Source organism: Rhizobium sp. 01L410 (genome assembly GCF_056400165.1).
In genome coordinates this window covers 278,231-290,936 of sequence record NZ_JBFTST010000007.1, presented here as the reverse complement: position 1 = coordinate 290,936, position 12,706 = coordinate 278,231, and the positions used below count along the sequence as shown (strand labels likewise).

Genomic DNA, 12,706 nt, shown 5'->3' with positions numbered 1-12,706 from the left:
CGCTCAACTCCCCAGCAGCAAGGCGGCCAGCGCCACCTGCGAATTGACGCCGAGTTTGGAATAGATATTCCGAAGATGCGTCCGGACCGTCTCGTAGCTGATCTGATAGGCCGTCGCGACTTCCCGTGGCGTGTTTCCCGAGGCGACGCTGAGAGCGACCTTGATTTCGGTCACCGTCAGTTTCGAGGTTTCCATGAGGGCGCTCTGCCGGTCTTTCAACGGGGCGGCCACCATCGGCTCGGCAATGACAGCAACAGTCGGCCCTTCCAGAAATTCCGTGAATGCGCTCGACTGAAGCCTGACAATGGTCAGGCGATAGCTGCCTTCCTTTCCGTCGCCCTGGACGATGGCGGTATAGGGACCCCTCTGTCCGTCGTGGCGGGATGCGAGCCACTCGAAGGCTGCCGCCGACTTCTGGCATCGAATGCTGATCCGCCCATCGGCAGCGACGCGAAACGGAAACCCGGCGGCGATGATGTTTTCAGCCGTGCGATTCGACCAGCGCACCTTGCGTTTGTCCGACACGTAGATGAGGCCGGCACCGATGCTGTCGAACAACGTTCGCAGCGCCTGATTGTCAGGCGCAAGCAGGTCGCGCTTGCGGATGAAATCGAACGCGCGCTTCAGGTGAGGGGCAAGCAGGGTGTAGCGCTCGGCGGCCTTCCTGTTGCGCTCGGGATCGGAGGAGGAGGTCGCTGTCGAAAGAATGAAGGTGCGGGCTTCTTCACGGATGATGGAGACGCCGATACTGGTTTCGCAGCCCGCCTGTCGCTTCAGCCAGTCATTGTAGAATTCGGTCTTGACGAGGTTCTTTCGGGCATAGATATCCTCGCCGCACAATCCGCGGCCGACCGGCACCAGGCCCATGCGTGGGATCCACGGATTGACCGACGCGAAGTGATTGCTGAACTGATCGACCTCGTCCTTGGTGAAGCCTGAAATATAGGGAACGTGGGCAACCGGCGAGGCAAGATCGTGGTAGTGCAGGGCAGCCTTGCCATCGGGAGAAGTCTTGGCGACGGCATCCAGAAAGCCCTGCCAGCTGCATTCGCCGAACAGGCTTCCGTAAATCATATCGATCAGATGAATAGCGGCATCGGCAGGCTGCGGCATTTCTCAGGCTCGCAAAACACAAGAACACGTCTTGGTTGTCGCAAATCGGCACGGGATTGACCAGCCCTTCAAAAGAAGATGCTCACATGGCCGTCCGGTCATCGGATGGCCGCACGGCGCCAGGTCCGCCGCCCCATACTCCAGGTGGAGCATGCCCTGCACGTGAAGGCGCTGTAGACCCACAAACGGGCGGGGTTTGCGAACGGACGGGTCTGTCCGGACGCTTCCCTTGCGCCCATTTATCAAGGGGAAGGGGATACAATGAAACTCAGATATTCGCTCGCCGTTCTGATCGCTTTCGGACTGGCCGGATGCCAATCGATCCTGAAGGAAGAGCCCGCAAAGGGAACGCTACCGACCGGAAAGAAAGTCCTTGTCGATGACGGCACCTGCCCGCCCGGACAGGTGAAACAGGTGACCGGCGCCACTGCCGGAAATCCGCGCATCAAGGAATGCGTGCCAATGCCGAAGGGGTGATGTCCGAGAAATGATTGGCGCACCCGACAGGATTCGAACCTGTGACCTTTGGAATCGGAATCCAACACTCTATCCAGCTGAGCTACGGGTGCATGCCGTGGCGGTTTGAATCGCCTGTCCGATGTGGTGGTTCTTAGCCTAGCTTTCGGCGCTCTTCAATCGCCAAATGGCGAAATCGGCGGAATGGCTGGCGGCGTCACCGGAATTCTAAGGAAAAGCCCGCCGAGCTTTAGCGCGGCGGGCTTTCTGTTGTGTTGATGGCTCAGACCTGCATGGCGCCGGGGCCGGGGATGGCCTTGGGCGGGACCTTGCCGAGGATGATCATGCCGAGGACTTCGTCCTTGGTGACGTCTTCGGTGCGGGCGTGGCCGACGACCTGGCCGTTCTTCATCACCGAGACGCGGTCGGCGAGGTCGAAGACGTCGTGGATGTCGTGGCTGATGAGGAAGATGCCGATGCCTTCCTTCTTCAGCTGCTTGATCAGTTCGCCGACCTGTGCCGTTTCCTGGGGGCCGAGCGCTGCCGTCGGCTCGTCCATGATCAGGATGCGGGCGTTGAAGAGGATCGCGCGGGCGATCGCCACCGATTGCCGCTGGCCGCCCGAAAGCGCTTTCACCGGCTCCTTGAAGCGGCGGAAGTTGGGGTTCAGGCGTCCCATCACCTCGCGGGCCGAGGCTTCCATGGCGACGTCGTCGAGCGTGCCCCACTTGGTGCGGATTTCGCGGCCGAGATAGAGGTTGGCGGCGGCATCGACATTATCGGCGACGGCAAGCGTCTGGTAGATCGTCTCGATACCGTATTTCTTGGCATCGCGCGGATTGCGGATATCGGCCGGTTCTCCATTGATCAGGATATCGCCCGAGTCGCGCTTGTAGGCGCCCGAGAGGATCTTGATCAGCGTCGACTTGCCGGCACCGTTATGGCCGAGCAGGGCGACGACTTCGCCGGGGTAGAGATCGACCGAGGCGTTGTCGACGGCGTGGATACCGCCGAAGGAGATCGAGATATTCTTCAGTTCCACAAGGGGAGTGCGTTGTTCAGTCATGAGTCGTACTCCTCTTACTTCGCACGAGAGCGGTAGACCGTGTCGAGCCAGACGGCAACGACGAGGACGGCACCGACCACAACGTTCTGGATGGGGGTATCCACATTTGCGAGACCCATGCCCGACTGCAGCGACTGCATGACGAGCGCGCCGAGCATGGCGCCGGCGACTGTGCCGGTGCCGCCTGCAAGCGACGTGCCGCCGATGACGGCCGCGGCAATGGTATAGAGTTCGTAGGTCGTGCCCTGCGAATTCGCCGCCGCGTTGAGGCGGGCGGTCGAGATCGCTGCGGCAACTGCGGCGAGGAAGCCCATCAGCGCGAAGATCTTGACGGTGACCCAGCGGGTCTTGATGCCGGCAAGTTCGGCCGCTTCAGGGTTGCCGCCGATGGCGAAGACATAGCGGCCGAAGCGCAGGCGGGTGGCGATGAAGGTCATGACGATGCCGACGAGAACGGCGATCAGCACCGGTACGGCGATGCCGTAGGAGATGAACAGTCCGGTCTCGGGCCAGGCGATGGCGTTGGCTTCGGCATATTTCTTGGCGATCGCCACCGGCCAGTAATAGATGGTCGAGACCCAGATAGCACCGAGCACCAGCGCGCAGCCGAGAACGGCCAGGAAATACTCCGCCCAGAGCGGGCGGCGCGGGAAGTTGAAGCGCTTGCGCTGGTGGCGCGAGCCGATGATGCCGATGACGATCAGCAGGCAGGCGATAAGCCCGATGATCCAGCTCCAGGTGGCGCCGACGGCACCTTCTGCACCGCCGCCCATGATGCGGAAAGTGGTGTCGAGGGGCGCGACCGTCTGGCCCGACGTGACATACCAGGCAAGGCCGCGCCAGGCGAGGAAGCCGCCGAGCGTGACGATGAACGAGGGCACGCCCATGAAGGCGATGATGACGCCCTGGAAGAGGCCAATCAGCGTGCCGGCGATGAGGCCAGCGGCCAGCGTGATCACCCAGGTCCAGGAATTGTCGAAGCCCAGATATTGCGGCAGGAATTTCGCCTGGACGACGCCCATGATCATGGCGACGAGGCCGAGCATGGAGCCGATCGACAGGTCGATGTTGCGAGTGACGATGACAAGCACCATGCCGGTCGCGAGAACGGCGATTTCCGTCGTCTGGACCGAGAGGTTCCAGAGGTTGCGGGGGGTGAGGAACAGGCCGTCGGTATAGAGATGGAAGCCGATCCAGATGACCAGCAGTGCCGCGACCATGCCGAGCAGGCGCGTGTCGATCTCGGTGGCGCGCAGGAAGCGCGTGATGGGGTTTGCGTCCGCGGTGCGCGGATGACCCGGTGAGGATTGCGTGATGTCTGCCATGGGTTTGCCGTTCCCCCATTGTTTGGGCCCTGACCGGGTGCCCGAAAAGCCCAGCCTGAGATGCCCTGTTCTTCGAAATGACCACCGGGATGCTTCCGGAATAGCCGCGTCGGTGACGGCGTTATTCTGGCAGGGAATTAAAGCGTTCGCGGGGCGTTGCGAGGCGGGGAGGCTTCTGAAAGATGCCTGCATCCGCATCCGGCGCCGCAGCGGAAACGCTGCGGCGCCGGCTTGTTGATCAGCTTACGAGGATTAGTCGCAGGCCTTGACGCTGCCGGCCTTGACGCCCTGGCAAGCTTCAGCCTTGGAGATCCAGCCGGCGTCGATGACGACGTTCAGGTTGTCCTTGGTGATGCCCTGCGGCTTCAGGAAGATCGACTGCATCTTCACCTTCTTCGGGCCGCCGTCGAAGGTGGTAACGCCCTGGATCTTGTCCATGGTCGTGCCGCCAGCGAGGTCGAGCGCGATTTCAGCAGCGCGCTTGCCGAGTTCGCGGCTATCCTTCCAGACGGAAACCGTCTGGGTGCCGAGCGCGATGCGGTTCAGAGCGGCCTTGTCGGCGTCCTGACCGGAAACCGGTACGGTGCCAGCCATGCCCTGTGCGTCGAGAGCGGCAACGGCGCCACCGGCAGTACCGTCGTTCGAAGCAACAACGGCGTCAACCTTGTTGTTGTTCGCGGTCAGGAACTGTTCCATGTTGCGCTGTGCGTTCTGCGGCAGCCAGCCGTCGGTATAGGCTTCGCCGACGTTCTTGATTTTGCCGGCGTCAACTGCAGCCTTCAGAACTTCCATCTGGCCGGCGAACAGGAAGTCCGCGTTCGGGTCCGACGAAGAGCCCTTGATGAAGACGTAGTTGCCTTCAGGCTTGACCTTGAAGACGCCTTCAGCCTGCAGGCGGCCGACTTCCTTATTGTCGAAGGTGATGTAGAAAGCAGCCGGATTTTCGATCAGGCGGTCGTAACCGACGACCGGAATGCCTTCGGCAGCAGCCTTTTCGATGGCCGGGCCGATTGCGTCGGAGTCCTGGGCCAGAACGATGAGGGCGTTGGCGCCCTGCGAGATCAGCGATTCGACGTCGGTCAGCTGCTTGGCAGCGGAAGACTGCGCGTCAGCGGAAATGTACTTCGCGCCCTTGGCTTCCAGCGCCTTCTTGATGGCTGCTTCGTCGGTCTTCCAGCGTTCTTCCTGGAAGTTCGACCAGGAAACGCCAACGACGAGATCGGCCGCCATGGCAGCCGTGTGCACGGAAACGAGGATGGCGGCACCCGCCATCAGCTTCATAATAGACTTCATAAATTATCCTCCCGAGTGATAAGCGGCCAGCCCCAGCCAGTGGTTCCTCCAGCCGCCGCGGATCACTGTCGAGCAACAATGCATTATTTTCTCGACAGTCGAGAAATTAAGTGTCAGAGATTTTTTCAACTGTCAACAGGCCACTACCAGCAGAATCATCCATCACGCATAAGTTGTTGGAGATGGCCTGTGAAACGAGGGCGGAAGCGGGGGAAGGGCGGCTTTATGCTGACCAAATCGAGCACGGAGTCGGTCCGGCAAAGGAATAGCGGGCTGGTTCTCGCTGCCCTGCGCCGCCACGGCGCGCTCGCGCATACCGAGATATCCGACTTCACCAAGCTGTCGTCGGCCACTGTCTCGGCAATCACGGCGGATCTCGAGAAGTCGGAGATCATCGAGCGTTCCGAGCAGCAGGCGGCCAGCGGCCGCGGGCGGCCGCGCGTGCTGTTCAGGCCGCGGCGCGATTGCGGCTATCTGATCGTCGTCATCATTTCATCCGATGCCGTGCAGTTTTCACTGGTCGATTACGCCGGCAAGCTGATCGACCGTTTCAGCGAGGGGCGCTCGCATGATCCGGCCGGGGCTGCGGTTTTTGCCGAAGCCATCAAGGAAGGTCTCGCCCGCATTCTCGAGCGGTCGCGGATTGCCCAGGAGCGGGTGCTGCTGATCTCGATCAGCAGCAAGGGGCTCGTCAACGCCGCCGAGCCGGTGCTGTTGTGGTCGCCGATCTTCGGCACCGACCAGATCGATTTCGAGACGCTGCTGCGGCCGGAATGGCGGGCGCGGGTGATCCTCGACAACGAGACCCTGCTGGTTGCCGCTGCGCTTGGCGCGCATGAGGAGAATGTGAAGGGGGCGGATTTCCGTTCGCTCGCAGCTCTCTCCCTCGGCCACAGCATCGGCCTCGGCATCGTCCGGCGCGGCGCCGATGGCGGGCAAGAGATCTCGGCGCCGAATTTCGGCCATATGCTGCATCTGGCAAATGGCGGGCTCTGCCGCTGCGGGTCCAAGGGCTGTATCGAGGCGCATGCGGGCTTCTACGCCATCCTGCGCACCGCCTTCGAAGTGCCGCTCGATACCATTCCCGCCAAGTTCGTGCCGGTCGGGGAACTTGACAAGATTGCCGCCCGCGCCCGCCAGGGCCACCGCATGTCGGCCTTTGCCTTCCGGCAGGCCGGACTGGCGCTCGGCAATGGCCTGTCGCGGATGCTCAGCCTCACCGAACGCATGCCGGTGGCGATCACCGGGCCTGGGACGCGCTACTACGATCTGTTGCGCCAGGGCATCGAGGAAGGGCTGGGGCAATCGCATGTGGTGCGCATGGAGGGCATGCCCGAACTGCGGGTCGTTGCCGACGAGACCAACCTGGTTTTCGAGGGGCATCTCGGCCGCGCTCTGGCGCTTCTCGACGAGGATATTCTGGGTGGCGTCAGCCAGGTGGGATTGGAGCGGTCGGCTTAGGGCCACCTTTCCCTTTCCTGCTGCTGCCGAGAATTGAATCGGGGTCTCGACCGTAAAATCATCAATTGCTTATATTTTGTGCCGGCAGTGGCGATTGAAACTTCCGCGCATCACGCCATCCTTCTCTAAATGCCCAGTTTTTCGGCGCTTTTCGGGGTTTCAGACGATTTTACGAATCTTGCCCGCGAACTGAGCATGGTTCTTGCATTGCCATTTGCGTTGTATTCAAATGAACAAAAAAGGGGAGCCACACCTTTGGCATTTGATGAAATGATTACCGGGGACGAAAGTCCGCGTCAGCCATATGAGAAATACTTCGAGTGGTACAATGCCCAGGACAGGGCGCATCTGATTGCCAAATCCCGCGATGCGGAAAACATCTTCCGGAAAACCGGCATCACCTTCGCAGTCTACGGACATGCAGACTCCTCCGAAAAGCTCATCCCCTTCGACATCATCCCCCGCATCATCTCAGGAAGAGAGTGGCGCAAACTCGCTCAGGGCATCGAGCAGCGCGTCATCGCGCTGAATGCCTTCCTCGATGATATCTATCACAAGCAGGAGATCATCCGCGCGGGGCGCATTCCGCGCGAGCTGATCGAGAACAACGTCACCTTCCTGCCCGAGATGATCGGCTTCCGGCCGCCGGGCGGCGTCTATACGCATATCGTCGGCACCGACATCGTTCGCACCGGTGAAGATCAGTTCTACGTGCTCGAGGACAATGCGCGTACGCCTTCCGGCGTCAGCTACATGCTGGAGAACCGGGAAACGATGATGCAGATGTTCCCGGAGCTGTTCCACGAGAACAAGGTGCAGCGCGTCGAGGACTATCCCTACCTGCTGCGGCAGAGCCTGGCATCGCTGGCACCTCCCGGCTGCAAGGGCAGGCCGCGTGTGGCGGTGCTGACACCTGGTATCTACAACTCGGCCTATTACGAGCACTCGTTCCTGGCCGATACGATGGGCGTCGAGCTTGTCGAGGGGTCGGACCTGCGCGTCATCGACGGCAAGGTGAAGATGCGCACGACGCGCGGCTACGAGGCGATCGACGTTCTCTACCGCCGCGTCGACGACGACTACCTCGATCCGCTGACCTTCCGCAGCGATTCCGCTCTCGGCATTCCGGGCATCATGGATGTTTACCGCTCCGGCAACATCACCATCGCCAACGCGCCGGGCACCGGCATCTGCGACGACAAGGCGATCTATTCCTACATGCCGGAGATTGTCGAGTTTTATACCGGGCGCAAGTCGATCCTCGAGAACGTGCCGACTTGGCGCTGTTCGGAACCGTCGAGCCTGAAATATGTGCTCGAACACATCGAGGAGCTTGTCATCAAGGAGGTTCACGGCTCCGGCGGCTACGGCATGCTGGTCGGTCCGACCGCATCCAAGAAGGAGCGCGCCGATTTCGCCGAGAAGCTGAAGGCGCGACCGAACAACTATATTGCGCAGCCGACGCTGTCGCTGTCGACGGTACCGATCCTCGTCAACAAGGGGATTGCACCGCGCCATGTCGACCTGCGTCCCTACGTGCTGGTTTCCGACAAGGTACAGATCATTCCGGGCGGGCTGACCCGCGTGGCGCTGAAGCAGGGTTCGCTGGTGGTCAATTCCAGCCAGGGCGGCGGCACCAAAGACACTTGGGTACTGGAGGACTGATGCTCGGAAGAACTGCAAACGGCCTCTACTGGATGTTCCGTTACATCGAGCGCGCCGAAAATATCGCGCGTCTCGTCGATGCCGGCCTGCGCATGTCGCTGACACGCAGCGGGACGGGTGATGACAATTGGGATGGTGTGCTGCAGAGCGCGGGCGTCCGCGAGGCCTTTGACGAGGGCCATTCGAAGCTGACGAGCGCCGATGCGATCGATTATCTGCTACGCGATCTCTCCAATCCATCGAGCGTCATGGCCTGCATCGACAGCGGTCGCAACAATGCCCGCATGGTCCGCACGGCGCTGACGCGCGAGACCTGGGAAGCGACCAACGAATGCTGGATCGAGCTGAAGACGCTGCTTTCGAAGCGGCTGAAGGCGGCGGAGCTGCCTGAAGTCATCGATGTCATCAAGCGGAGGGCGGGGCTGATCCGCGGGGCGTTCCACGGCTCGATGCTGCGCAACGAGCTCTACAACTTCGCCCGCATCGGCACCTTCATCGAGCGCGCCGACAACACGGCGCGCATTCTCGACGTGAAATATTACGTGCTGCTGCCGTCGGTTTCGCAGGTGGGGTCGTCCGTCGATAACGTGCAGTGGGAATCGATCCTGCGCTCGGTCTCGGCGCACCGGTCCTATAGCTGGGCCTATGACGACGAGTACCGGGCAGCCAATATCGCCGACTTCCTGATCCTCAACGGGCAGATGCCGCGGTCTCTTGCCTATTGTTACGAGAAGGTGGTCAGCAATCTCGGCTATATCTCGCGCAGCTATGGCGGCGAGCGGCTGAGGGCGCATGATACCGCGGATGCTATCCGCGCCTCGCTGCATTCGCGGGCGATCAAGGACGTGATCGATCAGGGGCTGCACGAATTCCTCGAGGAGTTCGTCAACCGCAACAACACGCTCAGCGTCGAGATCACCAACGGCTACCGGTTCTATGTATAAGCAGCGGATGGAAAGATGAGACTCAAGATCAGCCACATCACCGAATACCGCTATGACGAGCCGGCGCAGTTCTCGCTGCAGCGTCTGCGGCTGACGCCGCCGAGCGGCTTCGGACAGGTCGTCGTCAACTGGTCGCTCAATGTCGAGGGCGCCACACCCGAAGTCGAGTATGACGACCAGTTCGGCAATCACGTTAATCTGGTGTCGCTGGAGGGTGCGCAGAAGGTGACGCGGATCGTTGCCGAAGGCGAGGTCGAGACCGATGACCGCAACGGCGTCACCGGTCCGCATACCGGCTTCTGCCCGCTCTGGCTGTTTCTGCGCGATACGCCGCGTACCAAGCCCGGCAGGCTGATCAAGGAGCTGATCAAGGGCGTCAGCGGCGACAACGAACTGGCCCGCATGCACGCCCTGATGGCGGCGATCCACGAGGCCGTCGAGTACAAGCCGGGCACCAGCGACAGCGAAACCACCGCCGAGCAGGCGATGGAACGGCAGAGCGGCGTCTGCCAGGATCACGCCCATATCTTCGTCTCAGCCGCCCGCGCGCTCAAAGTGCCTGCACGCTATGTCTCCGGCTATCTGATGATGGAAGAAAAGGTCGAGCAGGCGGCGACGCATGCCTGGGGTGAGGTGCATATCCCCGGGCTCGGCTGGGTCGGCTTCGATCCGGCAAACGAGATCTGCCCCGACGCCCGCTACGTCCGCACCGCGTCTGGCCTCTGCTACCGGGATGCGGCGCCCGTATCGGGCATGCGCATCGGCATGCCGGGCGAGACGCTGACGGTTACGGTGAAGGTGGAAGATAAGGCGCAGGGGCAAAGCCAGAGCCAGAGCTGACCGGCTGACCGCTATTCAGCCCGCTGAAATCGTGTCGACATGCCCTAGCTCGCCATATTCCAGTATGGCTTGGTCGGCCGTGACTAGCGGAATGCGGTGAAATCTGGCTGTTGCGACGATGATACGGTCGGCTGGGTCAGCGTGAAATTCACCGGGCAGGCGGGTGCTATCGATGGCGATTTGCGGTAGGAGCGGCGCGAGCTCGATGGCGGGAAGCGCAAGCGCCTCATCGATCCATTGCGCTACGTCGCTGCTGAGCGTGAGGCGGCCTTTCTGGACCAGCATCGCGATTTCCCAAGGGGTGATCGCGGACACAAGGACGCGGCCGCTCTTTGCGCTTTTGTCGAGCGCTTCGCGGGAGCGGGCGCCAAGGCGCGCGTCATCATTCATTGCCCATACCAGGATATGCGTATCGAGCAATATCAACGAGCTGCGTCCCAATCGTTCGCATCGAGTGCCGGTGAGAAAGGATCGTCATAGTGTTGGACGCTGCCTTTCAGTGCGCCGATGATACTGTCCGGGGTTTGATCATTTAATGGCGACAGCAGAGCGACGGGCTTGCCGCGCTTGGTAATGACAACGGCCTCGCCGTCTTCTCCCATCGTATCGATGAGATTGAGACACGTCGCCTTGAAGGCCGCCGCACCGATTGTCTTTGTCATGACTATATTCCTGTACAGGTTTCTATGAATATAGTCAGAAAGAACCTTGCCTTCAATAAAAACAAAAAAGGCGGCCCGAAGGCCGCCTTTCGCATTTGATATTCGTACCGTTCAGTGGCTGTCCTTGCCGACAGCACTGCCACGACATCCCTTGAGGAAGTCGAGGTCGGCGCCGGTGTCGGCGCCCTCAACGTGCTGCTGGTGCAGCCAGGCGTAACCCGAGGTCGGCAGGTCGTGGTGCGGCTTCCATTCGGCGAGACGCTTTGCCAGTTCCTCTTCGGAAATGTCGAGGTGCAGGCGGCGGTTCGGGACGTCGAGCTCGATGAAATCGCCGTTCTTGACGACCGCCAGCGGGCCGCCGACGGCAGCTTCCGGCGAGGTGTGCAGGACGACGGTGCCGTAGGCGGTGCCGGACATGCGAGCATCGGAGATGCGCACCATGTCGGTGATGCCCTTCTTGAGCACCTTCGGCGGCAGACCCATGTTGCCGACTTCGGCCATGCCCGGATAGCCCTTCGGACCACAGTTCTTCATGACCATGACGCAGGTCTCGTCGATGTCGAGATTGTCGTCGTTGATCTTCGCCTTGTAGTCGTCGATGTCTTCGAAGACGACGGCGCGGCCGCGGTGGACCATCAGGTGCGGGGAGGCGGCGGATGGCTTCAGGACGGCGCCCTTCGGCGCCAGGTTGCCGCGCACGACGACGATGCCGCCGGACTGCGTTAGCGCCTTTTCAGCCGGCAGGATGACGTCTTCGTTCCAGTTGACGACGTCCTTGACCTCATCCCACATGCTTTCGCCGGAGACGGTCAGCGCTTCCTTGTGGAGGAGACCGGCTTCGCCGAGGCGCTTCAGCACGACGGGCAGGCCGCCGGCATAGAAGAACTCTTCCATCAGGTACTTGCCCGACGGCATCAGGTTGACGATCGTCGGAACGTCACGGCCACAGCGATCCCAGTCGTCGAGCGTCAGGTCGATGCCGACGCGGCCGGCCATGGCGAGAAGGTGGATGACGGCATTGGTCGAGCCGCCGATGGCCGCGTTGGTGCGGATGGCGTTTTCGAAGGCCTGCTTGGTCATGATGTCTGAGGGCTTCAGGTCGTCCTTGACCATCTGCACGATACGGCGGCCGGTGAGCTGCGCCATCACCTTGCGGCGGCTATCGACGCCGGGGATCGCGGCATTGCCGGAGAGAGCCATGCCAAGGGCTTCGGCCATCGACGCCATGGTCGAGGCGGTCCCCATGGTGTTGCAGGTGCCGGACGAACGGCTCATCGAGGCCTCGGCCTCGAGGAACTCGGCCTGCGTCATCTCGCCGGCCTTCACCATTTCGGAGAATTTCCAGAGATGCGTGCCGGAGCCGACGCGTTCGCCGCGGAAATAGCCGTTCAGCATCGGACCGCCGGTGACGACGATCGACGGCAGGTCGACGGAGGCAGCACCCATGATCAGCGACGGCGTGGTCTTGTCGCAGCCGACCATCAGCACGCAGCCGTCCATCGGCTGGCCGCGGATCGCTTCCTCGACCGCGAGTGCGGCAAGGTTGCGGTACATCATCGCCGTCGGGCGGAAGGTGTTTTCGGAGGCCGAGAACACTGGCACTTCCATCGGGAAGCCGCCGGCTTCCCAGACGCCGGCCTTCACCTTTTCGGCGAGCTCGCGCAGATGACCGTTGCACGGCGTCATGTCCGACCAGGTGTTGAGGATGCCGATCACCGGGCGTCCGTCGAACAGGTCGTGGGGATGCCCCTGGTTCTTCATCCAGCCGCGGTGATAGATGACGTCACGGCTGGTGCCGCCGTACCATTCCTGCGACCGAAGCTTGCGCGGCCATTCCGCTTTCTTGAACATAGTCTCTGTCCTTCAAGGGCGCCGGACCGC

The 12,706-nt window shown here is 61.6% G+C and carries 12 protein-coding genes and 1 tRNA gene; 5 read left to right on the top strand and 8 right to left on the bottom strand.

Annotated elements, in window-relative coordinates; translation table 11 throughout:
• Positions 1–3 precede the first annotated feature (3 nt).
• A complete protein-coding gene (locus AC1DV9_RS17710; RefSeq protein ID WP_477949441.1) occupies positions 4–1,113 on the bottom strand; it encodes a helix-turn-helix transcriptional regulator in 1,110 nt (369 codons plus the stop codon).
• A gap of 261 nt (positions 1,114–1,374) precedes the next feature.
• Here AC1DV9_RS17710 and AC1DV9_RS17705 point away from each other — a divergent pair, with 261 nt between their 5' ends.
• On the top strand, positions 1,375–1,590 hold the full coding sequence (locus tag AC1DV9_RS17705; RefSeq protein WP_112518557.1) for a DUF6719 family protein: 216 nt from the start codon (positions 1,375–1,377) through the stop codon (positions 1,588–1,590).
• Positions 1,591–1,605: 15 nt separating this feature from the next.
• Here the strand turns inward: AC1DV9_RS17705 and AC1DV9_RS17700 are convergent.
• The 4 genes from AC1DV9_RS17700 to xylF form a co-directional block, all read right to left on the bottom strand.
• A tRNA-Arg gene (locus tag AC1DV9_RS17700) sits at positions 1,606–1,682 on the bottom strand.
• 170 nt (positions 1,683–1,852) lie between these two features.
• On the bottom strand, positions 1,853–2,635 hold the full coding sequence (locus tag AC1DV9_RS17695) for an ATP-binding cassette domain-containing protein (RefSeq protein WP_112390230.1): 783 nt from the start codon (positions 2,633–2,635) through the stop codon (positions 1,853–1,855).
• Between the two features lie 14 nt (positions 2,636–2,649).
• Positions 2,650–3,960 carry a sugar ABC transporter permease gene (locus tag AC1DV9_RS17690; RefSeq protein ID WP_112390231.1) on the bottom strand — a complete coding sequence of 437 codons (1,311 nt, stop codon included), beginning with the start codon at positions 3,958–3,960 and terminating at the stop codon, positions 2,650–2,652.
• A gap of 252 nt (positions 3,961–4,212) precedes the next feature.
• A complete protein-coding gene (gene xylF / locus AC1DV9_RS17685; RefSeq protein WP_477949439.1) occupies positions 4,213–5,253 on the bottom strand; it encodes a D-xylose ABC transporter substrate-binding protein in 1,041 nt (346 codons plus the stop codon).
• A gap of 225 nt (positions 5,254–5,478) precedes the next feature.
• Between xylF and AC1DV9_RS17680 the strand changes: the two genes are divergently transcribed.
• The 4 genes from AC1DV9_RS17680 to AC1DV9_RS17665 all read left to right on the top strand — a co-directional run bounded on the left by AC1DV9_RS17680 (position 5,479) and on the right by AC1DV9_RS17665 (position 10,163).
• Positions 5,479–6,714 carry an ROK family transcriptional regulator gene (locus AC1DV9_RS17680; RefSeq protein ID WP_112515555.1) on the top strand — a complete coding sequence of 412 codons (1,236 nt, stop codon included), beginning with the start codon at positions 5,479–5,481 and terminating at the stop codon, positions 6,712–6,714.
• A gap of 255 nt (positions 6,715–6,969) precedes the next feature.
• Positions 6,970–8,379, top strand: a complete 1,410-nt coding sequence (locus AC1DV9_RS17675) for a circularly permuted type 2 ATP-grasp protein (RefSeq protein ID WP_477949438.1) — start codon at positions 6,970–6,972, stop codon at positions 8,377–8,379.
• Positions 8,379–9,323 (top strand): alpha-E domain-containing protein, encoded by a 945-nt coding sequence (locus AC1DV9_RS17670; protein ID WP_477949437.1) that lies wholly within the window; start codon positions 8,379–8,381, stop codon positions 9,321–9,323. Before AC1DV9_RS17675 ends, AC1DV9_RS17670 begins: the two co-directional genes overlap by 1 nt.
• A gap of 15 nt (positions 9,324–9,338) precedes the next feature.
• A complete protein-coding gene (locus AC1DV9_RS17665) occupies positions 9,339–10,163 on the top strand; it encodes a transglutaminase family protein (RefSeq protein WP_477949436.1) in 825 nt (274 codons plus the stop codon).
• Between the two features lie 15 nt (positions 10,164–10,178).
• On the opposite strand, the gene AC1DV9_RS17660 is transcribed toward AC1DV9_RS17665, so the two are convergent.
• The 3 genes from AC1DV9_RS17660 to araD all read right to left on the bottom strand — a co-directional run bounded on the left by AC1DV9_RS17660 (position 10,179) and on the right by araD (position 12,676).
• Complete coding sequence (locus tag AC1DV9_RS17660; protein ID WP_477949434.1) at positions 10,179–10,589, bottom strand: type II toxin-antitoxin system VapC family toxin; 411 nt, start codon at positions 10,587–10,589, stop codon at positions 10,179–10,181.
• Positions 10,586–10,825 carry a type II toxin-antitoxin system Phd/YefM family antitoxin gene (locus AC1DV9_RS17655; RefSeq protein ID WP_477940465.1) on the bottom strand — a complete coding sequence of 80 codons (240 nt, stop codon included), beginning with the start codon at positions 10,823–10,825 and terminating at the stop codon, positions 10,586–10,588. The genes AC1DV9_RS17660 and AC1DV9_RS17655 overlap by 4 nt, the downstream gene beginning before the upstream one ends.
• Before the next feature lie 111 nt (positions 10,826–10,936).
• Positions 10,937–12,676 (bottom strand): L-arabinonate dehydratase, encoded by a 1,740-nt coding sequence (araD, locus tag AC1DV9_RS17650; RefSeq protein WP_477949432.1) that lies wholly within the window; start codon positions 12,674–12,676, stop codon positions 10,937–10,939.
• Positions 12,677–12,706: the final 30 nt, after the last annotated feature.